This is a genomic window from Caballeronia sp. J97, assembly GCF_905220305.1.
Taxonomy (GTDB): domain Bacteria; phylum Pseudomonadota; class Gammaproteobacteria; order Burkholderiales; family Burkholderiaceae; genus Caballeronia.
On sequence record NZ_CAJMZL010000002.1, the window covers coordinates 199,621 to 224,817 of the forward strand.

Below are 25,197 nucleotides of genomic sequence, written 5' to 3' on the forward strand. Positions count from 1 at the left end.
CAAACCGCCGTATTTACGGGAGAGATCGATGAACGTGCAAAAGGACGATGAGCTGGCGACTACGGTTCATGAAGGAGGATGCGCATGCGGCGCGTTCCGCTTTCGCGCGATGGGCAAGCCCATGCGCGTCGGCATGTGCCACTGCATGACGTGCCGGCAGGTGCACGGCTCCGCCTTTGGAGCTTATGCGATTTACGCGCGTGCCGACGTGATGATGAGCGGCAGCCTGTCGACCTGGCGCAGTTCCGAATACGGGCGACGGCATTTCTGCCCGGTGTGCGGCTCGGTCGCATACATGGAGTACACGACGCGCGATGAAGTCGCGCTGCCCATCGGCGCATTCGACGAAACCGGCCTCTTCGCGCCGGACTACGAGTTGTGGGTCAAGCATCGCGAGCCGTGGCTGCCGCAGGGCGCGCGTCCGGAGTATGAGGAGGAACGCCAGCATTAGGCGGGCGCGATGGCCGAAGACCGGGACAGGTTTTGTCCCGCCGGAACCGCATCCTTTCGTCAACGGTCCGAGCAATTGCATTCGCGCTCAGAAAATAAGACGATAAGCGGCGTGCGCCGTGCGAGCTGCCACGAGCGCCGAAAAGCGCGGCAGCGGCAGGATCGAGAACCTTTGAACCTCATGGCCAGCGAGGAGCATCGATACCATGACGAAGCAACCGGTCAGCGGCAGCGACAAGATTCATCCCGAAGGCGCGCAATGCATCGGCGCCTGTGATCCATCCGAGCAGATCGAAGTGATCGTCATGCTGCGGCGCAAGGACGAGGCGGGCTTCAGGCAGATGATGGCGCGCATCGATTCGGGCGAGGCGCCCGCGCAAGCCGTGTCGCGCGAGGAGTTCGACAAACGTTTCACCGCGTCCGGCGAAGACGTCGCGAAGGTCGAAGCCTTCGCGCAACAGTACGGTCTGACGGTCGTGCGCGCGCAAACCGAAACGCGCAGCGTCGTGCTGAAGGGCACCATCGAACAATTCCAGAAGGCTTTCGACGTCACGCTCGAACGCTTTCAACATCACAACATCGGGGAATATCGCGGCCGCACGGGTCCGGTGAAGGTGCCCGACGACATGCACGACGCCGTCACCGCCGTGCTCGGTCTCGACAGCAAGCCGCAGGCGCGTCCGCATTTTCGTTTCCGGCCGCCGTTCAAGCCGGCGCGCGGCGCGGCGAACGCATCGTTCACGCCGGTCGATCTCGCGCGTCTCTACGATTTCCCCGATGGCGACGGCGCCGGCGAGTGCATCGCGATCATCGAACTGGGCGGCGGCTATCGCGATGCCGATCTCGCCGCGTACTTCTCGAAGCTCGGCGTGAAGGCGCCGAAGGTCGTTTCGGTCGGCGTCGACAACGCGAAGAACGCGCCCACGGGCAACCCGAACGGGCCGGACGGCGAGGTGACGCTCGACATCGAGATCGCGGGCGCCATCGCGCCGGGCGCGAGCATCGCTGTGTATTTCGCGCCGAACAGCGACGCCGGTTTCGTCGATGCCGTCAATCGCGCGCTGCACGACTCCGCGAACAAGCCTTCGGTGATTTCGATCAGCTGGGGCGGACCTGAATCGAACTGGTCGTCGCAGTCGATCGGCGCGTTCAACGACGTGCTGCAAAGCGCGGCGGCGCTCGGCGTGACGGTCTGCGCGGCGTCGGGCGACAGCGGCTCGTCCGACGGCGCCGGCGACGGCACGGATCACGTCGACTTTCCGGCGTCGAGCCCGTATGTGCTCGGCTGCGGCGGCACGAACCTCACGGCGTCCGGAACGGGCATCGCGAAGGAAGTCGTCTGGAACGACGGCGATCAGGGCGGCGCGGGCGGCGGCGGGGTTTCCGGCGTGTTCGCGCTGCCGGTGTGGCAGAACGGCCTTTCCGTCACGCGCAACGGCAAGCGCGCGGCGCTCGCGAAGCGCGGCGTGCCGGACGTCGCGGGCGACGCCTCGCCGCAAACCGGCTACGAGGTGCTGATCGACGGCGAGGATACGGTCGTCGGCGGCACGAGCGCGGTCGCGCCGCTGTGGGCTGCGCTGATCGCGCGCATCAATTCGATCAACGGGTCGCCTTCGGGCTTCGTCAATCCGAAGCTCTATCGGGCGAAGACGGCGTTCCGCGACATCACGGAAGGCGATAACGGCAGTTTCTCGGCGGCGGCCGGCTGGGATGCATGCACCGGCATGGGCAGCCCCGACGGCGCGAAGATCGCGGGGGCGCTTGTGCCCGCGAAAAGTTGAGCAGGCGTAAGACAGTGAACAACAACCACGATGACGATTCTGGAGCGACGACGATGAACTCCGATCCACTGGCAGCGAGCGACAAGCCTTCGGGCGCGGAAGAACCGGCCATGGCCCCCGCCGCGAAAAAAACGCCGAAGAAGACCACCACGGCGAAGAAGGACCGGCCGTACTTCGATCCGGTCGCATACGGCAACGGCCCCGACGACGCGGTCGCCGCGACCGAGGCCGACGAGAACGCGGCCGTCACGCATCACAGCGTGACGATCGGCGGCGCGAAGATCGCCTATACGGCGACGGTCGGCCATCTCGTGACGGTCGACCCGAGCAGTTCGAAGCCGAGCGCGAAGATGTTCTATGTCGCGTTCACGAAGGACGGCGCGAAGGAAGAGGCGCGTCCGCTCACGTTCTTTTATAACGGCGGGCCGGGGTCGTCGTCGGTGTTCGTGTTACTCGGCTCGTTCGCGCCGCGCCGCATCAAAACGGCGATGCCGAGCTTCACGCCGCCCGCGCCGTATCAGATGGAGGACAACCCGGACAGCCTGCTCGACCGCAGCGACCTGATCTTTATCAATCCGGTCGGCACCGGCTATTCCGCCGCGATCGCGCCGAACAAGAATCGTGATTTCTGGGGCGTCGATCAGGACGCGGCCTCGATCGCGCAGTTCATCAAACGCTATCTGACGAAGAACAACCGCTGGAATTCGCCGAAGTTTCTGTTCGGCGAGTCGTACGGCACGGCCCGCAGTTGCGTGCTCGCGTACAAGCTGCATGAGGACGGTATCGATCTGAACGGCGTGACGCTGCAATCGTCGATTCTCGATTACCGGCAGGCGGGCAATCCGGTCGGCGCGCTGCCGACCGCGGCCGCGGATGCGTGGTATCACAAGAAGCTGGGCGTGCATCCGACCCCGACCAGCCTGCTGACCTTCGCGGAGGAAGTCGCCGAATTCTCACGCACGGACTATCTGAACGCGCTGCGCAAATTTCCGCAGACGGATGACGAAGTGGTCGAGAAGCTGTCCGAGTACACGGGCATCGACCGCGCGACGCTGCTTGCGTGGAGCCTCGACATCGCCGCGTACGACAGCCGTGGCAATTCGCTTTTTCTCACGACGCTGCTGAAGTCGAAGGGCGAATCGCTGGGCGCTTACGATGGCCGCGTGACGGCGATATCGACGGGCATCGCCGGCAAGATCGACCCGAACTCCGGCGGCAACGATCCGACGATGACGGCGGTGAGCGGCGTCTACACGACGATGTGGAACAGCTATCTGAACGAGCAGTTGAAGTTCACGTCGACCTCATCGTTCACGGATCTGAACGACCAGGCGTTCCTCAACTGGGACTTTAAGCACACGGACCCGACGGGCGCGCAGAAGGGCCTGGATGCGAAGGGCAATGTCATCCTTTACACGGCGGGCGATCTCGCCGCGGTGATGGCATTGAACGTCGATCTGAGGGTGCTGTCCGCCAACGGCATGTATGACTTCGTGACGCCGTTCTACCAGACGATCATCGACTTGCAGCAGATGCCGCTGATCGACAAGACGGTGCGGCAGAATCTGTCGGCGACGTTTTATCCGTCGGGGCACATGGTTTATCTCGATGGCGGTTCGCGGACGCAGCTCAAGGCGGATCTTGCGAAGATGTACGACGAAGCCACGGCGAATCATGCGGCGATGGGGCGGATTATCGCGCTGCAGAAGGTTACGGCGGATAAGCTGGGGGCGTTGTCGCCGGTGGATGGGGGGTGAGGGTAAGGGGTTTTGTTGTTTGGGCGGGACGCTGCGCCGCGCACCGTAGCGAAAGCCGGTGCGCGGCGTTAGTCGGCGGCCTGTATTTCGCGGGCGTCGCGGGTTTGAGCTTCGTGTTCAACGTGACGTGTTAGCGATAACGCGGCCTGATCGAGTCGGCGATGATCGCTTTGCAAATCAGAACAGCGTCGAGTCCGATATCGGGATCGAGGTCAAACGCGATCAGGCCGGGTTCAGGGATCAAAGTGATGTCTCTGATCCATGCTTTCTGGAGCATTGCGTTGATATCGATGTTTCGCGCTTTGATGTACAGCAACTTGATTGTTATCAGAAATTCGTCGCCACGAAAAAGGATGCGCGGCTGAAACATGAAAAGACGGATACGCGCCGAGTGTCTTGGTAATGGCGACATAGACCGATTGCGCGCAATTGCACTGCACGACGGAGAACGCGCGTGATGCCATCGCCGTCGCGGGCATGTCCCGACGCGATACTCGCAAAATTTGGACATCTCACCTTGATAACCCAACAGGACTGCCAATCCTATCGGGAGGCAGGCGAGTGGGTGGGGAGGTATCTCAATAGTTGCGAGCGTCTCTGGGACTGCAGCATGGGCGATGAGATGACGATGTTAGCGAAGAAGCGCGCGCGGACCCGAACGACCCAACGGCCGCGAAGCGGGCCGGCGCTATTTCGTGCTGAACCAGCAAGCATCGCGGTGCGATGGAACGGACCGTGCGCGATCCAAGCTGTGTTCTGCTTGTGAGGGCACTCGCTACGGGCGGGCCATTAGGCCAATCGCCTGTGCCGGGGCCGGCGTGAAGTACTTTGGATGGGGATAGCTGCTTTCTTTGGTTACTTTCTTTGCAGCAGCAAAGAAAGTGACTGCCGCCCCGCACAGGGGCAACGCGAATAGACCAGCACGATCACGGGATCCGGCGAAAAAACCGGAAGCGAAGCCCTAAAAAGCCCCCGGGTACATCAATTGCGGCATCGACCGCAAATCCCCACCCAACCGGAGTCCGCACAAATGGCAACAAAGAAGCAACAGCCGCCCGCGAGCGGCGTCGCCCGCACCCCATCGCACAGCAACACGAACAAGAAAGCCGAGGCCCTCGAAATCTTCCGCACCGACGCGACGAATCAGGCCCTGACGACAAACCAGGGCGTCAAGATCGCCGACAACCAGAACTCCCTGCGCGCCGGCGAGCGCGGCCCTTCGCTGCTCGAAGATTTCATCATGCGTGAAAAAATCACGCACTTCGATCACGAGCGCATTCCGGAACGCATCGTCCATGCCCGCGGATCGGCGGCGCACGGCATCTTCAAGGTGTACGAATCGCAGGCCGAACTCACCAAGGCCGCGTTCCTGCAAGACCCGTCGAAGGAAACGCCTGTCTACGTGCGCTTCTCGACCGTGCAAGGCTCGCGAGGCTCGGCCGATACCGTGCGCGACGTGCGCGGCTTCGCCGTCAAGTTCTACACCGACGAAGGCAACTTCGATCTCGTCGGCAACAACATGCCGGTGTTCTTCATCCAGGACGCGATCAAGTTCCCCGACTTCGTCCACGCCGTCAAACCGGAGCCGCACAACGAAATGCCGCAGGGCGGCTCGGCGCACGACACTTTCTGGGATTTCGTTTCGCTCGTACCCGAATCCGCGCACATGGTGCTGTGGACCATGTCCGACCGCGCGCTTCCCCGCAGCCTGCGCACGATGGAAGGGTTCGGCATCCACACGTTCCGCTTCATCAACGCGCAAGGCAAAGGCCGTTTCGTGAAATTTCACTGGCGGCCGACGATCGGTTCGGCGTCGGTGCTGTGGGACGAAGCCCAGAAGCTCGCGGGCAAGGACCCCGACTTCCATCGGCGGGATCTGTGGGAAGCGATCGACAACGGCGATTACCCCGAGTGGGAGCTCGGCGTGCAGATCGTCGAGGAAAAGGACGAACACAAGTTCGACTTCGATCTGCTGGACCCGACCAAGATCATCCCCGAAGAACTGGTGCCGTTGAAGATGATCGGCAAGCTCACGTTGAATCGCAATCCCGACAACTTCTTTGCCGAGACCGAGCAGGTCGCGTTCTGTCCGGGGCATATCGTGCCGGGCCTCGACTTCACGAACGATCCGCTTCTGCAAGGGCGCCTGTTCTCGTACACCGATACGCAGATCAGCCGTCTCGGCGGCCCGAACTTCCACGAAATTCCGATCAACCGTCCGCTCGCGCCGCTGCACAACGGCCAGCGCGACGCGATGCATCGGCAGACGATCGACCGGGGCCAGGCGGCTTACGAGCCGAATTCGATCGACGGCGGATGGCCGAAGGAAACGGAGCCGGCCGCGGCGGGCGGCGGCTTCGAGAGTTATACGGAGCGCGTCGAGGGCGCGAAGATTCGCGTGCGCAGCCCGTCGTTCAAGGATCACTACTCGCAGGCGACGCTCTTCTGGAACAGCATGACCGATCCGGAAAAGGATCACATCGTGGGCGGCTATTCGTTCGAGTTGAGCAAGGTCGAGCGCAAGAACATCCGCGAGCGCCAGCTCGGCATTCTCGCCAATATCGACGAGACGCTGGCCGCGCGTGTCGCCGCCAACCTCGGATTGTCCGCGCCGAAAAAGAACGCGGACGCCGAGGAGCTCGGCAAGTCGTCGGTGAAGGAATCGCCGGCGCTGTCGATCGTCGCGAAGACGAAACCGTCGATCAAGACGCGCAAGGTCGCGATACTCGCCGCGCCGGGCGCCGATGCCGCGAGCATCAAGGCCGTGCAGGACGCGCTGAAGGCCGAGGGCGCGCACGCGAAAGTCATCTCGCCGACGCTCGGCTCGCCCGCCCAGGGCATCGAGGCCGATGCCACCCTTCTCGGCATGCCGTCCATCATGTTCGATGGCGTGATCGTCGCGGGCGGCAAGCAAAGCGCGAAGACGCTCTCGGAATCCGGCGACGCGCGCCACTTCGTGCTCGAGGCGTTCAAGCACCTGAAGGCGATCGGCGCGATCGGAGACGGCGAGGACGTGCTCGCGGCAGCGCATCTGCCGAGCGGCGAGGAAGGCATCGCCGTGGGCAGCGACGCGAAGACGGTGCTCAAGAGCTTCATCGAAGCGATGGGCAGGCATCGCGTGTGGGCGCGTGCGAAAAAAGCGGAGTCGGTTCCGGCCTGACGCGCGTTTCGCGCCGCGCAACGAAGCGCAGGTCGATGCGTCGCCGCGGTGATATACGCGCCCGAGCCTTTTTGAGACACTAGCCGCACCGCTCATTCCGGGGGTGCGGCTTGTTCGATCATGCGAGACATCGTGGCGGCGCGGCGCGGGCCATGCGCACGGGCATCTTGTGGGTCGCGCTGACGTTCGTGTCGTGCTTCTCGGCGGACGCCCGCGAGCGCATCGTCATCGGCGCGGCGCCGGGCGTGACGCCGCCGCTCGACATGGCCTTTTCGCACGCGGCCGCACCGCGCGGCATCTCGGTCGACTACGCGAAGGCCGTCGCCGATGCGCTCGACGCCGACACGCAATGGCGTCTCTATCCGTCCCGCGCTGCGCTGATCGCGGCGCTCGAACGCGGCGACATCGACATGGCGACGGGCGCGACCGGCGAGGACCGTGGCGCGGCGCTCGCCTACAGCGGTGAGTACCTGCCGATCAAGCAGGCGTTCGTCGAGCCGCTCGAAAAGCGCCCGCCGACGCATCGGCTCGCTTACGTCGATGCACAGACGTCGCCGGCGCGGCTGCGGTCCGCGTATCCGTCGATGCAGCCCGTTGCCTATCCGCATCTGATCGACGCGTTGCTGGCTGTTTCGCTCGGCGCCGCGGACGCTTTCGTCGGCGACATGACGGCCGCGGGCTACACGATCGCGTATTTCGATCTGCCAAACCTGACCGTCGCCGTCGCCACCGCCGCGGAAACGGGCGCGGACGGTTATCGCTTCGCGTTCGCCGCAAACCGTCCCGATGGCGGCGCGCTCCGGCGACGCGTGGACGATGCGCTCCATGCGCTGCCGCCGGTGTTCGTGCTGGTCGAGTACGCACGCTGGAATCCGGGTGTGTCCGCGACCGCCCTTGAGAAGCCGGTCGATCTTTCGGCCGACGAGCGCGAGTGGGTGCGCGCGCATCCCGTGGTGCACTATTCGATGATCGCGCAGGGCGCGCCGCTGACCTTCGTCGATTCGCGCGGCCGGCCGGCGGGCGCCTCCGTCGATTTGCTCGATGCGATCGCGCGCATGACCGGCCTGCGCTTCGAAGCCCGCGTGCGCAATGCCGCCGGACAGCTCGCGGCCGACCTGCGCAGCGGCGCGTCCACGCTGCTGCCGTACGGCGCGGGCGATGCGTCGATATTCTCCGGCGGCGTGGCGACCGAGCCGACCGGCGAGGGTCTGCTCGCCATCGTGACGCCGGCCGGGCGGCCGCCGCTGCGCGATGCCGCCGCGCTCGCGGGCAAGCGCGTCGCGCTGCCCGAGTTTTCGCTGCTGCGCAATGTCGTGCGGCAGCAAGTCCCCGATGTCCGCTTCGTTTCCACGCGTCCGCTCGACGGGCAATTCGCGACCGTGGCGAAGGACGAAGCCGACGCGACCGTCGTCGATCTCACCGTGGCGAATTACGCGTTGGGCAATCCGTATCGCGATACGCTCGTGATGAGCGGCGTGCTGTCGACGCAGCCCGTTCCGCATGGGCTCACCGTCGCGGCCAGCGAGCCGGTGCTGCTCGGCATCGTCAATCGCGCGATCCGGAGCTTGCCGCCGGCGGAGCTCGAGACGATCCGCAGGCGCTGGAGGCTGACCGAGCATCCCGAGATGTTGTGGGAGCGCCGCCGCCCGCAAGTCGAATTCGGCGCGCTCTTCGGCGTCGCGCTGTTGCTCGCGCTGGTGGGCTGGGCGCTGACGTTACGCGCACAGATCGCGCGCCGGATCGCCGCCGAAAAGGCGATGCGCGCCGCGAAGGAGGAAGCCGAAACCGCTAACCGCGCCAAGTCGACCTTTCTCGCGACGATGAGCCATGAAATCCGTACGCCGATGAACGCCGTGCTCGGCCTGCTCGAAATGGAGCTGCGCGCGCCCGGCGAGCGCGCCGCGACCGAGCGCGCGCTGTCCACCGCGCACCACGCCGCGCGCGACCTGCTCGGCATGATCGACGATCTGCTGGACGTCGCGAAGATCGAAGCCGAGCGCCTCGTGCTCGCGCCGGGGCCGCTCGAAATCGAAGCGTGGATTGCGGGCGTCGCGGCCATTTACGAGCCCGCCGCGCGCGCAAAGGGTATCGCGCTCGTCGTCAAGCGGCGTTCGGGCGACGGCCCCGCGTGGATCTTCGCCGACGGCCAGCGTCTGCGGCAGATCGTCGGCAATCTGCTCTCGAACGCGATCAAGTTCACCGATAGCGGCGCGGTCACGCTCGAATACGAAGTCGCGCCGGCGCACGACGGCAAGCGCGCCGTGCTGTTCGCGGTGTCGGATACGGGCATCGGCATTGCGCCGGACAAGCAGGCGATGCTCTTCACGCCGTTCGTGCAGGCACACGATGGCCGCGCGCGCAGCGTGGGCGGCACCGGCCTCGGCCTCACGATCAGCAAGCGGCTGGTTACGATGATGGGCGGCGTGATCGAGCTGTCGAGCGAGCCCGGGCGCGGCACGCGTTTCACGGTGCGGCTCGATTTGCCCGAGGCGCAAGCGTGCGCCTCCGCCGTCGACACGCGGCCGGCGCAGGCGAGCGCACCGGCCGGATCGCTCGCGGGCTTGCGCGTGCTCGTCGTCGACGATCATCCGGCCAACCGCATCGTGCTGGACGGGCAGATCAGGCTGCTCGGCGGCGCCGCGCAGATGGCCGTCGACGGCAAGAGCGCGCTCGCACGCTGGCGCGCCGAACCGCGTGCGTTCGACGTCATCCTGACCGACTGCTCGATGCCCGAAATGAGCGGCGAGGAACTGGCGAGCACGATTCGGGAAGACGAAGCGAGGGATGCATCGACGCCGCGCGCGGTGCCGATCGTCGGCCTGACGGCGAACGCGCAACCCGACGCGGCGATGCGCGCGGTCGCATCGGGCATGACGGCCTGTCTCGTGAAGCCGCTCGGCCTCGACGCGCTGCGTGAGGCATTGCTCGCCGCGACCCGTGACGGCCGCATCTCTGCCGCGCCGCCGGTCGTGCCGCCGGTCGCGCCGACGCCGCGCGAGGCCATGCCCGGTGCCGCCGAGCCGCATTTCGATCACGCCTTGCTCGACGGCTTCGGCGATCAGGCGGCTACGCTCGTCGACACGCTGAGGTCCGCCAACGCGACCGACCTCGCCGACGCGCACGCCGTGTTCGCCGACAACGACCACGCGTATCTGCGCGATATCGCCCATCGCATGAAGGGCGCGGCGGCGGTGATCGGCGCGGCGCCTTTCATGCGCGCGTGCGTGGCGTTGCAGCGCAACTGCGAACTCGCGATCGACGAGGATCGCAACGGCGAAGACGATGCGCGCATCGCGGCATCGTTCGCGGCTTTCGTCGCGGCGGCCGAGGCGCTCGATGCGGCGCTTGCCGCCCGGACCGCCTGTGCCTCGCCCGCTTCCGATGCGTCGGCATGACGCCCGTCGACCATCGGGATCAACTCTTAGCGTGCAGCGCGCCTTTCGTGTGTTTTAATTGAACCTCCGATCATCTCGAAAACGAGCGGCGATCCGCGGCCGCGATAGATGGCGCACGAAAGGCATGAGTCGAAGGGATACCGGGTTCACCGAGGAACCGAAGTCAGGCGCCGGCCGCCCCGGCCGGAACGCACGCGCGGCGCTGGCGTGCTGCTGCGCGATGCTCGCGTTCGTATCGGGCGCACCGCGCGCCCAGCGCGCCGAATGGCTCGATACGCGCGTCACGCAGGCGACCATCGTCGATACGATCTGCATCCCGGGTTACGTCGACCGCGTGCTGCCGTCGTTTGAAATCCAGATGCGCCAGAAGGAGCGGCTGCTCAAGCAGCGCAGCATCGATGCGTCGTTCGCGTCGGAATACGCGCTCGATCACCGCATGCCGGTGCTGCTCGGCGGTTCGCCCAATTCGCCCGCGAACCTCGATCTGCGCCGCTGGGAAGGGCGCGAGGGGCAGCGCCGCAAGGAACGGCTCGCGGTGTATCTGAAGCGCTGCGTCTGCACCGGCGACATCACGCTGAAAGAAGCGCAGTCCGCGATGGCGGGCGACTGGCCGAACCGCTATCCGAATCTTTCCAGCATGTCATGCTCGGGCTTTTGACGATTGGTTCCCTGCATCCGTCCGATTTAGAACATTTATTGAAAAAGGCGGAATGTCGCAGCACGCGCCGAGTCTACGGGATTAGTATGGAGCTATCTCGAAATTAGCCGTGGAGTCGCGATGATGCTCGCTTATGTGTCCCTTTTCGTTGTCGGCACGCTCGCAGCGCGGATGTTGGCCCGGCAGTACAGCAAGCCCGTGCCTGCGCGCGCAAGAAGGTGACGGCGATGAACCTGCTCGTCTGGAATCTTCCTCAGCGCTGTGCCGCGCGCGACGTGCGGCGCTTTCTCGAGCATGAGCTCGGCGAGTACGCGAGCGATATCGAGGTCCACGACGCGGGCACCGCTCACGCCTACGCGACCGCCACGCTCGCGACCGATGTGCCTTACATCGGCGAAGCGATCGCGCAAAAGCTATGTCATCAGCGTCTGCTCGACGAACCCTTGCGCGCCCGCGCTTCCGCTTCCGGCGACGCGTCCATTCGCCTGCATTGACGATTCCGTGCGCGCGCCGCGTGGCTCGCGTACGCGGAATGAACTTTGCTGCATCTCCCTCGACGAACGTTATGTAGCGGCGAAGCCGGTGCCTCGTGCGCACCGGCTTTTTTGTCGATGCGCGTCATCTCGCGCATCCTGGCGATCATGTGGATCGACCGTCGACATATGGCAAAGCGGATCAATCAAATCGATGCATCAGGCAGGAAAGAGCAAGACGAACAAGACGCCGAACGGCGCAAGATTTCTCGTGGGCGCGGCGACGGGCGCGCTCCTTTCGATCACGACAGCGGCTCACGCGCAGTCTCAGGCCGCCTCGGGGGCGGTCGCGCAGGGACACGTGACGGCGATGCCCGTCGCGCCCGTCCCGCGCGCCGCGCCCGTGCCGCCGATGCCGCAGGGCGCGAGCATTCCGCACGGCGCGAGCGCGCCCGAGCGCGCGCTGCCCGCGATGCCCGTGCCGATGCCCGCGCAGCCGGCCCCGGAAGCCTCGGCGGCTGCGGCTTCCGCTGCGTCGGCGGCGAGCGCGGCTGAAGCGGCGAGCGCCGCGAGTGCGGCATCGGAGGCACAGGCGCCGGAAGTGCCCTTGCCGCCGGAGCCGCCCGAGCCGAATCTCGCGCAGCGCGATGGCCTGCCGCCGGCCGGCGCCTATGCGATGCGGCAGATCTTCGCAAAAGAAGTGGATCGGCGGCTCAACGTGCCCGTTGCGGATCAGCAGGGCTACGGCCGTCTGTTGCAGCGGACGCTCGAGCAGGACGGCCACGGCGACCTCGCGAACGAATTCGTCGTGCTGGTCGATCGCAGCGCGAACGTGCAGGCGGTCTTCGTCTACTTCCGCGCGAAGGCGGACGATGCATGGTCGATGATCGGCGCAGCGCCGGTCTCGACGGGACGCCCGGGCACGTACGATCACTTCGTCACGCCGCTTGGCGTGTTCCAGCACGTGCCGGGCAATATGGACTTCCGCGCCGAGGGCACGCTGAACGAATTCAAGATTCGCGGCTACGGCGCGCGCGACATGCGGATCTACGATTTCGGCTGGGCCGATGGCGAGCGCGGCTGGGGCAAGGGCGGCAGGTCGCCGATGCGCTTTCAGATGCACGCCACCGATCCCGAGAAGCTGGAGCCGCTGCTCGGCATGTGGCACTCGAAGGGCTGCGTGCGCATTCCGTCGACGCTCAACACATTCTTCGATCATCACGGCATCCTCGACGCGCAATACGAGGCGCGCGCCGCCGAAGGCCAGTCGATGTGGGTGCTGAAGGCGACGCGCAAGACGACGCCGTGGGCGGGACATTATCTCGTCGTGGTCGATACGGGCCGGAAGGCGCGGCCCGCATGGTCGCCGGGTCCGGGCAAGGCGGTGCGCGCGCACATTCCGGCGGGCGCGGATACGGTCGACTGAGTTGCGTCTGCGGCGCTATTTCGCTGGTTCGTTATTTCGCGCGCGCGAGCAGCACGCCGGCAAGCGCTACGCCGAAGCCCGCGAGCTGCACGGCGTCGAGCGTCTCGCCGAAAGCGACATAGCTTTCGAGTGCGGCGAGCGGCGGCGCGAGAAAGAGCAGGGCGGTCGCGCGCGATGCGTCGCCGCGGCGGACCATCCACACGAGCAGCGTCGTCGCGACGCCCGAGAGCATCGCGATGCCCCATGCGAGCGAGAGCCACGTCGTCGCCGATGGAATGAAGCGATGCTCGCCGAGCGCCAGCACGAGCGCGAGCGCGACGATGGACGCCCCCGCGTTCTGCAACGCACTGGCGCTGCGCAGATCGGCGTGCGCGAGCGATGTCTTCTGATACAGCGTGCCTGCGGTGATCGCGACGACGGCGAGCACCGCGATCGTCACGACGAGCCATTGCGGCGCGTGTCCGGCGGATGCCTGTCCGACGTGTGCGCCGCTCGCCGCGATCTTCGGCGCAAGCACGAGCGCGACACCGATCAGGCCGAGCACGAGCCCGCCCCAGGCGCGCCGCGAGAGACGTTCACCGAAGAGCCGCGCCGCGACGGCGCCGGTCAGAAGCGGCTGCAGCGCGCCGAGCAGCGCCATGATGCCCGCGCTCATGCCTTGCGCGACGGCCCAGTAGCCCGCCCCGAGATAGACGCCTTGCAGCAGTGCGCCGGCGAACAGATGCCGGCCGATATCGCGGCCTTTCGGCCACGGCGCGCGCGCGATCAGGGCGACCGCGATAAACAGCAGCGTCGTGCCGGCGAAGCGCGCGAGCAGATACAGATTCGGGTCGACGTAAGGCGTGATCGCGCGAGCGACGATGAAGCCCGTCGACCAGAGGAACACGAAGACGGGCGCGGCGAGAATCGAGACCATGTGAGGCATGCAGCAATCGAGATGCCGCAGTATCGGCCGATGGCCCGTGTTCGTCTTGTCTAACCGTGCATTTTCGCGCGGCGTGTCATTCGATCGTGAAGGTGTCGAGCGGTTGGTTGGCGCGCGCGTCGCTCTCGAAGCGCCGCGAAAGTTGCGCATGCAACCGCTTCGCTTCGTCCAGCGTGAGATCGATCCAGTACGGGTCGCCGGCTGCATCGTTCAGACGCTCGGGAGGAAACTGGATCTCGATCACCACGCCCTTCTTGTACATCGGATTACCTCGTTAAAGCCCGTGCGGAACGACGAAGTCTAGCGGAGGAGCGCGCACGGATTGCGCACCCGGCGGAAAGAATGCGTTGCGCGCTTCGGCTTGACGGGATGCGTTTTGCCAAAGAAATGCCACACGAGGCCGCTAAACTCCACACGCCGCCTCGCATTCTTTTCCTTCATCGAACGATGCTCGCCGAACAACGTCACCAGTACATCCTCGCTGAATTGGCCAAGCATGGCGCGCTCGCGGTGGCGGATCTCGTGCGTGCGCTGTCCGTGTCGCGTGAGACGGTGCGGCGTGATCTCAACATACTCGCCGGTCGCGGTCTCGTGACGACGACGCATGGCGGCGCGCTGTCGGTCGACAGGAGCGAGCCGCACGTCGACGTGCGCGAAGCGGAGAACGCGTCGGCCAAGCACGCGATCGGCGTGCGTGCGGCGGCGTTCGTGCCGGACGGGGCGTCGCTCATCATCGATTCGGGCAGCACGACACAAGCGGTTGCGCGTGCGCTCGCGGAGCGGCATCGGCTGACGGTCTATACGAACGACTGGCGTATCGCGATGCTGCTCGCGCGGCGCAATGGCAATCGCGTGACCTTGCTCGGGGGCGAGATCGCCGATCTCGAAGATGCGACGTTCGGGCTCGATACGGTTCAGCAGCTTGCGCAGTATTACGCGGAGTTTGCTTTCGTCGGAGCGGGGGGGATTACGAACGAGGCGCATCTGACGGATTATTCGCGGCTCGCCGCGGAGGTGAGGGGAAGGATGATTGCGTCTGCTGCTTGTCCGGTCGTTGTGGCTGATTGTTCCAAGTTCGGTCTGGTTACGCCGGTTCGGATCGCCGGGTTCGAGGTGGTGAGGTATGTGGTTTGTGAGGCTGCGCCGGAGGGGGGATTGCGGCGGGCGCTGGCGGATCGGGGGCCGGAGGTGGTTGTGGCTTCTTAGGGGTTTGGTTGTCGCCGGATCCCGATTTTTTAGTGGTCTATTCGCGTTGCCCCTGTGCGGGGCGGCAGTCACTTTCTTTGCTGCTGCAAAGAAAGTAACCAAAGAAAGCAGCTATCCCCATCCAAAGTACCTCACACCGGCCGCGGCACAGGCGATTGGCCTAATGGTCCGCCTGTAGCGAGTGCCCTCACAAGCAGAGCACGGCTTGGATCGCGCACGGTCCGCGCCATCGCACCGCGATGCTTGCGGGTTCAGCACGAAATAGCTCCGGCCCGCTACGCGGCCGACCGGTCCATCGGGTGTGCGTGTGCTTCTTTGCTAACGCTTCCATCTCACTGCAATTGCCCCTAGTTGGTTTCCCTTGTAGACCAGGCGGCAGCGCGTAGCGCTGTGCCGAAGCTGTTTGGTGCTGAACCAGTGACCTCCGAACGCTGGCGCACCAGACCGTGCGCGAGCCAAGCCCGGTTGCGTTTTGAGGGCACTTGCTACAGGCGGACCATTAGGCCAATCGCCTGTGCCGGGGCCGGTGTGAAGTACTTTGGATGGGAGAAGCTGCTTTCTTTGGTTACTTTCTTTGCAGCAGCAAAGAAAGTGACTGCCGCCCCGCACAGGGGCAGAGCTAATAGACCGACGCGAAATGAGGCTTTTACGCAAGCGCAAGCGCAAGCGAAAGCGAACGCAAACACCCCGTTGGCAAAATGTGCAGATCCTTGGCGCCCCGTGGCGCATTCACGTCGATGTCACAGATCTCTGCAATCCTTCGGGTCGAAGGTCCCACCCGACCCTTCACCATTCCCGACACGAGAGACCACCATGACCCGCGATTTCCACTTCGCGCGCAACGTGCTGCCGGCGTTCGCCGCCGCCTTCACCCTGCTTGCCGCGATGCCCGCTCACGCCGCCGACGCCGTCGTCCTGTACACGGCCGATGGCCTCGAGAATCTGTACAAGGACGTGCTCCCCGCATTCGAAAAGAAGGAAGGCGTCAAGGTCAACATCGTCACGGCAGGCAGCGGCGAAGTGGTGAACCGCGCGACCGTCGAAAAGGATTCGCCCAAGGCCGACGTGCTCGTCACGTTGCCGCCGTTCATCCAGCAAGCGCAGCAAGGCGGCCTCCTGCAGCCGTACCAGAGCGTGAACTACAAGAACGTCCCCGCGATCGCGAAAGAAAAAGACGGCGCATGGGCCACGTTCGTGAACAACTATTTCTCCTTCGCGATCAATCCCGAAGTCACGAAGACCACGCCGAAGACCTTCACAGACCTCCTGCATCCGAACTACGCGGGCAAGATCGCCTATTCGAATCCGGCAACCGCGGGCGATGGCATGGCCGTCATCATCCTGACCTCCGCGCTGATGGGCGAGGACAAGGCCTTCGAGTATCTCAAATCGCTCGAACAGAGCGCGAAGTTCCATACGAAGGGCACGGGCTATCTCGACGTGCTGCTCTCGCGTAACGAGATCGCCTTCGCGAACGGCGACCTGCAAATGGACCTCGACGATGCCGCGAACGGCGGCCTCTCGATCAAGCCGCTCTTCCTGTCGCATAAGGCGGGCGAAGCGCCGACCACGTTCCAGTTGCCGTACGCGATCGGCCTCGTCAAGAGCGGACCGAATCAGGCGGCGGGCAAAAAGCTGATCGACTATCTGATGTCGTCGGACGTGCAATCGAGAGTGCCGGACATCTACGGCATTCCTGGCCGCACCGACGTGCCGCTCGCCGGCAAGAACGGCGAAGCCGTCAAACAGGCGATCTCGGGCGTGAAGCTGATTCCGGTCGACTGGAATGAAGTCATGCAGAAGAAGGCGGGCTGGACCGAACGCTGGAAGACCGAGGTGATCGGCAACACCGGCAAGCAAACCGACGTCGTCAAGCCGAAGTCCTGATCGACGTCCCGATGAACGCCATTCCCAAGGAAGCCCTCGGCGTCAGACAGACGCCGGGCGTGCATATCGATCGTCTGACGGTGCGCTTCGGTGCGCGCACCGTGCTCGACGATCTGTCGCTACGGATCGAGCGCGGCGAATTCCTCACCGTGCTCGGCCGCAGCGGCTGCGGCAAGACCACGCTGCTGCGCTTCATCGCGGGCTTCGTGAAGGCCGATGCGCTCGCGGGCACGCTCTCGGTCGCGGGCCACGATCTGACGCACGTGCCGCCGCATCAACGCAATCTCGGGCTGCTGTTTCAGAGCTACGCGCTGTTCCCGCATCTGTCCGTGTTCGATAACGTCGCGTTCGGCCTGCGCGCACGCAAGCTGAAGACGGGCGAGATCGCACGACGCGTCGCCGATGCGCTCAAGCTCGTGCAGCTTTCCGATGCCGGCCACGTCATGCCCGCGCAGCTTTCCGGCGGCATGCAACAGCGCGTCGCACTGGCGCGCGCGCTCGTCATCGAACCGGATGTGCTGTTGCTCGACGAACCGCTTTCCGCGCTCGATGCAAACCTGCGCGCGTCCGTGCGCAGCGAGTTGAAGGCGCTGCATGAGCGCTTGCCGAATCTGACGATCGTCTGCGTGACGCACGATCAGGACGACGCGCTCGTGCTCTCGGATCGCACGCTGCTGATGCGCGATGGCCGCATCGCGCAACTCGGCGCACCGCGCGAACTGTACGACGCGCCCAACGATGCGTTCGTCGCGCGCTATCTCGGCGCGGCGAATCTGCTGCCGCCGCGCGTGGTGTACCCCGTGGGCGACGCGCGGCACGACGAGCGCGAGCGTCTCGCGTGCATCCGTCCGGAGCGCTTCGCGATCGTGCCGCTGGGCGACGGTCCGCTGCACGGCGCGATCGCGTCCGTCGAATGGTATGGCGCGGCGCTTTCCATTTCCGTCGCGCTCGATGCGTTGCCCGGCGAGCCCGTGCTCGTGACGACGCAGCGCGGCCATACGCGCATGCCGGAGAAAGGCACACGCGTTTCCCTTCGCTTCGAGGCTGACGATGTCGTCCTTGTTCGTCCCTGACAGCGTCGCGCGCGACGAAGGCGGCATCAGCGACGCGGATCTCTCCGCGCAATTCGCCGCGCACGCAGCACAAGCGAAACGCCGCGAGCGCAAAGCGCAATGGCATCTGCTCTTGATCCTCGTGTTCGTGCTCGGGCCGCTCGTCGTCTATCCGCTCGCACGGCTCATCATGCTCAGCGTGAGCGGGCCGCAAGGCTTCACGCTGCATGCATACAGCGCGTTCTTCGGCAATCCGGAAACGCGCGGGATGATCGGCACGACGCTCGGCATTCTCTTCGCGAGCGCGAGCATCGCATCGTTGCTCGGCGTCGCGCTCGCGTCGATGTTGTTCTTCAGACCGTTCGCGGGCGCGCGATTGCTCACGCGCTTTCTGGAGTTGTTCGTCGCGTTTCCGTCCTTTCTGGTCGCGTTCACGCTGATCTTTCTGTACGGCTCGCAAGGCTCGGTCAGCATCGGCTTGCAGCGCATGTTTTCTCTCGATGCGCCGCCGCTCGATTTCCTCTTCGGCATCGGCGGCGTGATTCTCGCGGAAGTCGTGTTCTATGCGCCGTTCGTCGTGCGCCCGACGCTCGCATCGTATGCGACGCTCGACATGCGGCTCGTCGAAGCCGCGAAGAGTCTCGGCGCCGGCGGCTGGATGGTCGCGACCCGGGTCGTGTTGCCGCTCGCGTGGCCCGGCATCGCCGCGGGCACGATCCTCTGCTTCCTGCTCACGCTGAACGAGTTCGGCATTCTGCTCGTGCTCGGCAGCGCTCATCTGATCACGCTGCCCATCGCGATCTACAGCGCCGCGACCGTCGATCTCGATCTGCCCGCCGCGGCCGCGGGCTCGGTCGTGATGCTGCTGATGTCGCTGTCGCTCTATGCGCCATACAGGCGCGTCAATCGACAAACGAGCCGCCGCTCGGGAGGCCGCTGACATGCAGCTTTCGGTTTCATCGTCGCGCTTCACGCCCGGAGCGTTCCTGCGCGTGGCATTCACTTGTTTCGTCGCGCTGCTGTGTTTCTGGCTGTTCGTGCTGCCGGTGGTCGTCGTCGCGCTGTCGAGCGTCGCGTCGCACTGGTCCGGCACGATCCTCCCCGATGGCTTCAGCACACGCTGGTTCGCACGGCTTTCATCGAGCGATCTCGATGCGCTCACCACGAGTCTCGAAGTCGGTCTGGGCGTCGCGTTTCTCGGCACCGCGCTGGGGCTCTGGCTCGCGCTCGCGCTGGAAGGGCGCGACCGGCGCGGGCTCGGCGCGCTCGTGGATGCCGTCGCGATGATGGGCAGCGGCGTGCCGAGCGTCGTGCTCGGGCTCGCGGTGCTGATCGCGTATCACAAGCGTCCGCTCGATCTGTCCGGGTCGGCCGCGATCGTCGTGCTCGTGCAGCTCGCGCTCGTGCTGCCGTTCTGTTATCGATGCGCCGCCGCAGCGCTGCGCCCCGAGCTCACGGTCTTGCGCGAAGCTGCCGCGAGTCTCGGTGCGCCGCCGCGCATGGTGCTCGCGCGCGTGGTGCTGCCGCAACTCGTGCCCGCGATCCGGGCGAGCCTCGCGCTCGGCTTCGCGCTCTCGCTCGGCGAACTGGGGGCCACGCTCACCGTTTATCCGCCCGGCTTCGCGACAGTGCCGATCGTCGTCGTGGGGCAGGTGAATCGCGGCTACTATCTGCCCGCGTCGGCGCTCTCGCTGATGTTGCTGGCGGTGTCGCTCGCCGCGCTTCTGCTGATCGCCGCACGCGCGCCGCGTCGCTGAATCGCGCGCTAAACATCTGGATACCGAAGCAAATATCGCCTTCATGAAAGGCGTGCGAGGCCGTCGCGAGCAATTCGCGGGCCTCGCTTCCGTTGCGGGTCTGTCATACCAAAAAAAATAAAACTGGCGTAACCTGCACGTTCAGGCACGTCCGCACCCGCCCGACCGGGGGCAAAGCGCCATTTCGGTGCGCCGATGTGAACTCCCGTCGTGCTTTCGCGGTCGTTGCATATGTCGCAAAAACCGGAGGTTCCGATGACATCCGTCGACCTGGAATTCGACCAGCTCAACAGCACCGTCGATGCGCTCAGGCGCTCCATCTCGAACCGCCTGATGTACGGCGTCGGCAAAGATGCCGTCACCGCGCAGCCGCGGGACTGGCTCCATGCCGCCGAACTGGCCGTGCGCGATCGGCTCGTCGCACGCTGGATGCGCACCACGCGGCTGCAATACGAACAGGACGTGAAACGCGTCTATTACCTGTCGATGGAGTTTCTCATCGGCAGAACCTTCAGCAATGCGCTGCTCGCGCTCGGCATCTATGACGAGGTGCGCGACGCGCTGGCGGGGCTTGGCGTCGATCTGGCGGCGCTCGAGGAACTGGAGCCCGACGCCGCGCTCGGCAACGGCGGCCTCGGCCGCCTCGCGGCCTGCTTCCTCGATTCGATGGCGACCGTCGGCGTGCCGGGCTTCGGTTACGGCATCCGTTACGAATACGGGATGTTCCGGCAGACGGTCGTCGATGGCAATCAGGTCGAAATGCCCGACTACTGGCTGCGCGCCGGCAATCCGTGGGAGTTCCCGCGGCCCGAGGTGGTGTACACCGTGCATTTCGGCGGACGCACCGTGCAGCACGATGACCGCACCGACTGGATCGACACCGAGCACGTCAACGCGATGGCCTACGACACGGTCATCCCCGGCTTCGCAACGACGGCGACCAACACGCTGCGCCTGTGGTCCGCGCGCGCGACCGACGAGTTCGATCTTTCCGCGTTCAATCAGGGGGACTATCGCCGCGCGGTGGAGGCGAAGAACACATCCGAGCATGTGTCGCGCCTCCTGTATCCCGACGACTCGACGCAAGCCGGACGCGAGCTGCGTCTGCGCCAGGAATACTTCTTCGTCTCCGCGACGATGCAGGATCTGATTCGCCGCTATCAGCGCACGCATACGCATTTCGGGCGGCTCGCCGAGAAGGTCGCGGTGCATCTGAACGACACGCATCCGGTGCTCGCGATTCCGGAACTGATGCGCCTTCTCGTGGACCGGCATCATCTGCCGTGGGACAAGGCGTGGAAGCTCGTGCAGCAGATGTTCTCCTACACGAACCACACGTTGATGCCCGAAGCGCTCGAAACATGGGACGTCGAGATGCTCGCGCGTTTGTTGCCGCGGCATCTGGAGATCATCTTCGAGATCAACGCGCAATTCCTGAAGCAGGTCACCGAGAAGTTCGGCCGCGATGTCGATCTGATTCGCCGCATCTCGCTCGTCGACGAATACGGTCAACGGCGCGTGCGCATGGCGCATCTCGCGATCGTCGCGAGCCACAAGGTGAATGGCGTGTCGAAGCTGCACTCGCAACTGATGGTGCAGAACATCTTCTCCGATTTCGCGCGCATGTATCCGGAGCGCTTCACCAACGTGACGAACGGCATCACGCCGCGCCGATGGCTCGCGCAGGCGAGTCCGTCGCTATCCGCGCTGATCGACAAGCGGCTCGGGCCGCGCTGGCGCACCGATCTCTTCGAGCTCGGCCGTCTGCGCGAATGGCGCGATGACCCCGAGTTCTGCAAGGCCTTCCACGATGCGAAGTTCCAGAACAAGCTCCGGCTGGTGGAGCGCGCGAAACGCGACGCCAACGCGATCATCAATCCGGAGGCGCTGTTCGACTTGCAGGTGAAGCGCATTCACGAATACAAGCGGCAACTGCTCAACATCCTTTACGTGATCGTGCGCTACAACCGCATTCGCGAGAATCCGCAGCAGGACTGGACGCCGCGCGTGGTGATGTTCGCGGGCAAGGCGGCTTCCGCCTACAAGATGGCGAAGAACATCATCAAGCTCATCAACGATGTCTCACGGAAGGTCAACACCGATCCGCTCGTCGGCGACCGGCTGAAGGTCGGCTTCATTCCGAACTACGGCGTTTCCGTTGCCGAGCTCATCATTCCGGCGGCGGACCTTTCGGAGCAGATATCGATGGCCGGCACCGAGGCGTCGGGTACCGGCAACATGAAGCTCGCGTTGAACGGCGCGCTGACCATCGGCACGCTCGATGGCGCGAACATCGAAATCTGCGATGCCGTGGGGCGCGAGAACATCTTCATCTTCGGCAACACGACCGACGAGATCGAGTCGCTGCGCGCGGCGGGTTATCGGCCGCGGCAGATCTACGAGGAGAACGCGGAACTGAAGCTCGCGCTCGACCAGATTCGCCTCGGGCATTTCTCGCCGGAAGAGCCGCATCGGTTCTACGACATCTTCCATACGCTCGTGGACTGGGGCGATCACTACATGGTGCTCGCCGACTTCGACAGCTTCGACAAGACGCAGACCGAAGTCGATCTCAAGTTCCGCGACAAGGACGCGTGGACGAGGAGCGCGATCGAGAATGTCGCGGGCATGGGGATCTTTTCGTCGGACCGCACGATCGCGGAGTACGCGCGCGACATCTGGCACGTCGAGCCCTTGCAGTTGACCTGACGATGCGTTCAGTGCCGCGTGACGCGAGCGATGCGCGTCACGCGGCCGAGCATCGCATTGGGAAAGTGCGCGGTGAGCGTGCCGATGACATCGTTGATGTCTACGTTGTCGGTCTCGACAAAGAGCGTAGTGCGATCGTGCAGGCGGCTCGTCTCCACGATATATGACTGCGTGCCCGCGCCGAACGCATGCGAGAGCATTGCGCGCGCAGCCGACGAATCCAGCCCTGGGACGGTCAGATCGAATGCCACGCAGTGACGCGTTTCGCGGCGGCGCGGCGAGCCGCCGTTGAACGCGTGGGAAAGAGCGGACGGATCGGATGTGCGGATGTCCATCGAGGCAAGCCGTCCGATGACGGCGCGTAGTGGCAACGCCTGAACTCTAGCGCCGCGCGTGTAAAGGCCGGGTTAAAGAGTGGTGCCGCCGTATAAACGGCGCATCAAGATCACGCCTGCGGCTTCGCCGCCGCGCCCGCCGCATGCTTTGCGACCGCCTCGCCGACGAGCGCCGCGACTTTATCCGCGAATTCCTGATCCTTCGTGATGAGCACTTCGCGCTCGCCGTCGGGCGTCGCGACCATCAGTTGATAGATCACGTCCTGCGTGATCCATGTGAGGTATCCGACCACGACGATCATCGCGCCGATCACGAGCGCCGCGCCCGAGCCGGTGACAATACCCGCGCCGAGCACGACCAGGCCGATCAGCGCGATGATGACGGGCAACGGCTTCTGACGAGGAATCATCACGACGCGCGCCGCGCGCAGATCGCGCAGCGGAATCATCTGACCCGATGCCGACAGCCCGGCGCGCGAGAGCGTGACGCCGCGTTCGTTGAAAGGTGTATCCATAAGGGTTTCGTGGTTTCTGTTACGGCCGCTGAAACCGGGGAGCGTACCAGACGCCGCAAGGGGGCGGCATCTCGCAAGATGACGCATGACGTATTTGCCGCGGAATTTGCATATCGTGGATTTACGATATATACTTCGCCTCAAGACGATTCGGAAGGGTTTGACGTTTCCGTCCGTCAGACGCATGAGCAACGAAATGGATATCGACGCAATTCACAAGGCCCTCGCCAACCCCCTTCGCCGTGAGATTCTCGAATGGCTGAAGGAGCCGGAGCTGCATTTCCCGAGTCAGGAACTGCCGCTCTCGCATGGCGTCTGCGCGGGTCAGATCGATGGGCGCTGCGGCATGTCGCAGTCCACCGTTTCGGCGCATCTCGCGACCTTGCACAAAGCCGGGCTCGTCACCACGAAGCGCGTTGGACAGTGGGTGTTCTTCAAGCGCGACGAAGCGGTCATTCAGGCGTTCCGCGATTCCATCGGGAATCTCTGAACTTGTTCTCCGCACGGTGAAAGGCTGCTTTCAATTTCATTAGGATTCCAATTCATGTCGACTCTCTTCGATCCGCTCAAGGTAGGCGCACTGACGCTCAAGAACCGCATCATCATGGCGCCGCTCACGCGGCAGCGCGCGGGCGTCGAACGCGTGCCGAACACACTCATGGCGCAGTACTACGCGGACCGCGCATCGGCCGGGCTGATCCTGAGCGAAGCGACCTCGGTGACGCCGCAAGGCGTCGGCTATGCGGATACGCCGGGCATCTGGTCCGACGAACAGGTGGAAGGCTGGAAGCTCGTGACGAAGGCCGTGCACGATGCGGGCGGCAAGATCTTCCTGCAACTGTGGCACGTGGGCCGTGTTTCGGATCCGGTGTTTCTGAACGGCGAGTTGCCCGTGGCGCCCAGCGCGATCGCGGCGGCCGGACACGTGAGCCTCGTGCGGCCGCAGCGCCCGTACGTGACGCCGCGCGCGCTCGAACTCGATGAAATCGCCGGTGTCGTCGCGGCGTTCCGCAAGGGCGCGGAAAACGCGAAGCGCGCGGGCTTCGACGGGGTCGAAGTGCATGGCGCGAACGGCTATCTGCTCGACCAGTTCCTGCAGGACAGCACCAATGCGCGCACCGACGCATACGGCGGTTCCATCGAAAATCGCGCGCGTCTGCTGCTCGAAATCGTCGATCAATGTGTCGACGTGTGGGGCGCGGATCGTGTCGGCGTACATCTCGCGCCGCGCGCGGACTCGCACACGATGGGCGACAGCGATCGTGCCGCGACCTTCGGCTACGTCGCGCGTGAACTGGGTCGGCGCAAGATCGCGTTCATCGCGGCGCGCGAGCATGAAGCGGCGGACAGCCTCGGGCCGCAACTGAAGAAGGCGTTCGGCGGCGTGTATATCGCGAACGAGGGCTTCTCGAAAGAGAGCGCCGAAGCGATCATCGCGCGCGGCGACGCCGACGCGGTCGCATGGGGCAAGCCTTTCATCGCGAACGCGGATCTCGTGCGCCGCTTCGAAGTCGATGCGTCGCTCAACGATTGGGATACGTCGACATTCTATGCGCCCGGCTCGAAGGGCTACACGGACTACCCGCTGCTCGAGACGACGGAGTAAGTCGCTCCGCAGTCTGCGAATCAACGTGAAAGCAGCGGCCGAAGGCGGCTGTTTTCATTTGTTGTCCGTGAAAGGCAAGCAGTCCGACAACGTCAGGCAGAGCGC

Annotated in this window: 21 protein-coding genes; 16 read left to right on the forward strand and 5 right to left on the reverse strand. The window is 64.8% G+C overall.

Annotated elements, in window-relative coordinates:
* Window positions 1-28: 28 nt before the first annotated feature.
* The 3 genes from U4Y90_RS05320 to U4Y90_RS05330 all read left to right on the forward strand — a co-directional run bounded on the left by U4Y90_RS05320 (window position 29) and on the right by U4Y90_RS05330 (window position 3,988).
* Window positions 29-451 (forward strand): GFA family protein, encoded by a 423-nt coding sequence (locus tag U4Y90_RS05320; RefSeq protein WP_321792956.1) that lies wholly within the window; start codon window positions 29-31, stop codon window positions 449-451.
* A gap of 205 nt (window positions 452-656) precedes the next feature.
* On the forward strand, window positions 657-2,231 hold the full coding sequence (locus U4Y90_RS05325) for a S53 family peptidase (protein WP_321792957.1): 1,575 nt from the start codon (window positions 657-659) through the stop codon (window positions 2,229-2,231).
* Window positions 2,232-2,341: 110 nt separating this feature from the next.
* Window positions 2,342-3,988, forward strand: coding sequence for a S10 family peptidase (locus U4Y90_RS05330; RefSeq protein ID WP_415749303.1), 1,647 nt, complete (start codon window positions 2,342-2,344; stop codon window positions 3,986-3,988).
* Window positions 3,989-4,118: 130 nt separating this feature from the next.
* Here U4Y90_RS05330 and U4Y90_RS05335 read toward each other — a convergent pair whose 3' ends face one another.
* A complete protein-coding gene (locus U4Y90_RS05335) occupies window positions 4,119-4,358 on the reverse strand; it encodes a hypothetical protein (protein ID WP_321792961.1) in 240 nt (79 codons plus the stop codon).
* A 633-nt stretch (window positions 4,359-4,991) separates the two neighbouring features.
* Between U4Y90_RS05335 and katE the strand changes: the two genes are divergently transcribed.
* The 5 genes from katE (at window position 4,992) to U4Y90_RS05360 (ending at window position 13,100) form a co-directional block, all read left to right on the forward strand.
* Window positions 4,992-7,148 (forward strand): catalase HPII, encoded by a 2,157-nt coding sequence (katE, locus tag U4Y90_RS05340; protein WP_321793439.1) that lies wholly within the window; start codon window positions 4,992-4,994, stop codon window positions 7,146-7,148.
* A gap of 152 nt (window positions 7,149-7,300) precedes the next feature.
* Window positions 7,301-10,543: an ATP-binding protein gene (locus U4Y90_RS05345; protein ID WP_321792963.1), complete on the forward strand. Its 3,243-nt coding sequence runs from the start codon at window positions 7,301-7,303 to the stop codon at window positions 10,541-10,543.
* Between the two features lie 124 nt (window positions 10,544-10,667).
* The gene (locus tag U4Y90_RS05350; protein WP_321792965.1) at window positions 10,668-11,201 is read left to right on the forward strand and encodes a hypothetical protein; all 534 of its coding nucleotides are present in this window, start codon (window positions 10,668-10,670) and stop codon (window positions 11,199-11,201) included.
* Between the two features lie 227 nt (window positions 11,202-11,428).
* Window positions 11,429-11,695 carry an RNA-binding protein gene (locus U4Y90_RS05355; RefSeq protein ID WP_321792967.1) on the forward strand — a complete coding sequence of 89 codons (267 nt, stop codon included), beginning with the start codon at window positions 11,429-11,431 and terminating at the stop codon, window positions 11,693-11,695.
* A gap of 193 nt (window positions 11,696-11,888) precedes the next feature.
* Window positions 11,889-13,100, forward strand: coding sequence for a hypothetical protein (locus tag U4Y90_RS05360; RefSeq protein ID WP_321792969.1), 1,212 nt, complete (start codon window positions 11,889-11,891; stop codon window positions 13,098-13,100).
* A gap of 31 nt (window positions 13,101-13,131) precedes the next feature.
* Here the strand turns inward: U4Y90_RS05360 and U4Y90_RS05365 are convergent, their stop codons facing one another.
* Window positions 13,132-14,016, reverse strand: a complete 885-nt coding sequence (locus U4Y90_RS05365; protein WP_321793441.1) for a DMT family transporter — start codon at window positions 14,014-14,016, stop codon at window positions 13,132-13,134.
* Between the two features lie 85 nt (window positions 14,017-14,101).
* The gene (locus U4Y90_RS05370; protein WP_321792971.1) at window positions 14,102-14,287 is read right to left on the reverse strand and encodes a hypothetical protein; all 186 of its coding nucleotides are present in this window, start codon (window positions 14,285-14,287) and stop codon (window positions 14,102-14,104) included.
* Window positions 14,288-14,472: 185 nt separating this feature from the next.
* Between U4Y90_RS05370 and U4Y90_RS05375 the strand changes: the two genes are divergently transcribed.
* From U4Y90_RS05375 to U4Y90_RS05400, 6 genes are all read left to right on the forward strand, one after another.
* The gene (locus U4Y90_RS05375) at window positions 14,473-15,231 is read left to right on the forward strand and encodes a DeoR/GlpR family DNA-binding transcription regulator (RefSeq protein WP_321793443.1); all 759 of its coding nucleotides are present in this window, start codon (window positions 14,473-14,475) and stop codon (window positions 15,229-15,231) included.
* Between the two features lie 813 nt (window positions 15,232-16,044).
* Complete coding sequence (gene phnS, locus U4Y90_RS05380) at window positions 16,045-17,118, forward strand: 2-aminoethylphosphonate ABC transporter substrate-binding protein (protein WP_321792973.1); 1,074 nt, start codon at window positions 16,045-16,047, stop codon at window positions 17,116-17,118.
* A gap of 11 nt (window positions 17,119-17,129) precedes the next feature.
* Entirely contained in the window at window positions 17,130-18,191 is a 1,062-nt protein-coding gene (gene phnT, locus U4Y90_RS05385; protein WP_321792975.1) for a 2-aminoethylphosphonate ABC transport system ATP-binding subunit PhnT, read from the forward strand.
* Complete coding sequence (gene phnU, locus U4Y90_RS05390) at window positions 18,169-19,110, forward strand: 2-aminoethylphosphonate ABC transporter permease subunit (RefSeq protein WP_321792977.1); 942 nt, start codon at window positions 18,169-18,171, stop codon at window positions 19,108-19,110. The genes phnT and phnU overlap by 23 nt, the downstream gene beginning before the upstream one ends.
* Window position 19,111: 1 nt before the next feature.
* Entirely contained in the window at window positions 19,112-19,927 is an 816-nt protein-coding gene (phnV, locus tag U4Y90_RS05395; protein WP_321792979.1) for a 2-aminoethylphosphonate ABC transport system, membrane component PhnV, read from the forward strand.
* Window positions 19,928-20,182: 255 nt separating this feature from the next.
* A complete protein-coding gene (locus tag U4Y90_RS05400) occupies window positions 20,183-22,636 on the forward strand; it encodes a glycogen/starch/alpha-glucan phosphorylase (RefSeq protein ID WP_321792981.1) in 2,454 nt (817 codons plus the stop codon).
* An 8-nt stretch (window positions 22,637-22,644) separates the two neighbouring features.
* Here U4Y90_RS05400 and U4Y90_RS05405 read toward each other — a convergent pair whose 3' ends face one another.
* Together U4Y90_RS05405 and U4Y90_RS05410 are read right to left on the reverse strand one after the other, a co-directional pair.
* Window positions 22,645-22,971, reverse strand: a complete 327-nt coding sequence (locus U4Y90_RS05405) for a hypothetical protein (RefSeq protein WP_321792983.1) — start codon at window positions 22,969-22,971, stop codon at window positions 22,645-22,647.
* Window positions 22,972-23,081: 110 nt separating this feature from the next.
* A complete protein-coding gene (locus U4Y90_RS05410; protein WP_321792985.1) occupies window positions 23,082-23,486 on the reverse strand; it encodes a DUF6232 family protein in 405 nt (134 codons plus the stop codon).
* A gap of 184 nt (window positions 23,487-23,670) precedes the next feature.
* On the opposite strand from U4Y90_RS05410, the gene U4Y90_RS05415 reads away from it, so the two are divergent.
* The gene (locus U4Y90_RS05415) at window positions 23,671-23,976 is read left to right on the forward strand and encodes a metalloregulator ArsR/SmtB family transcription factor (RefSeq protein ID WP_321792987.1); all 306 of its coding nucleotides are present in this window, start codon (window positions 23,671-23,673) and stop codon (window positions 23,974-23,976) included.
* A gap of 54 nt (window positions 23,977-24,030) precedes the next feature.
* Window positions 24,031-25,092 carry an alkene reductase gene (locus U4Y90_RS05420; RefSeq protein ID WP_321792989.1) on the forward strand — a complete coding sequence of 354 codons (1,062 nt, stop codon included), beginning with the start codon at window positions 24,031-24,033 and terminating at the stop codon, window positions 25,090-25,092.
* Window positions 25,093-25,197 lie beyond the last annotated feature (105 nt).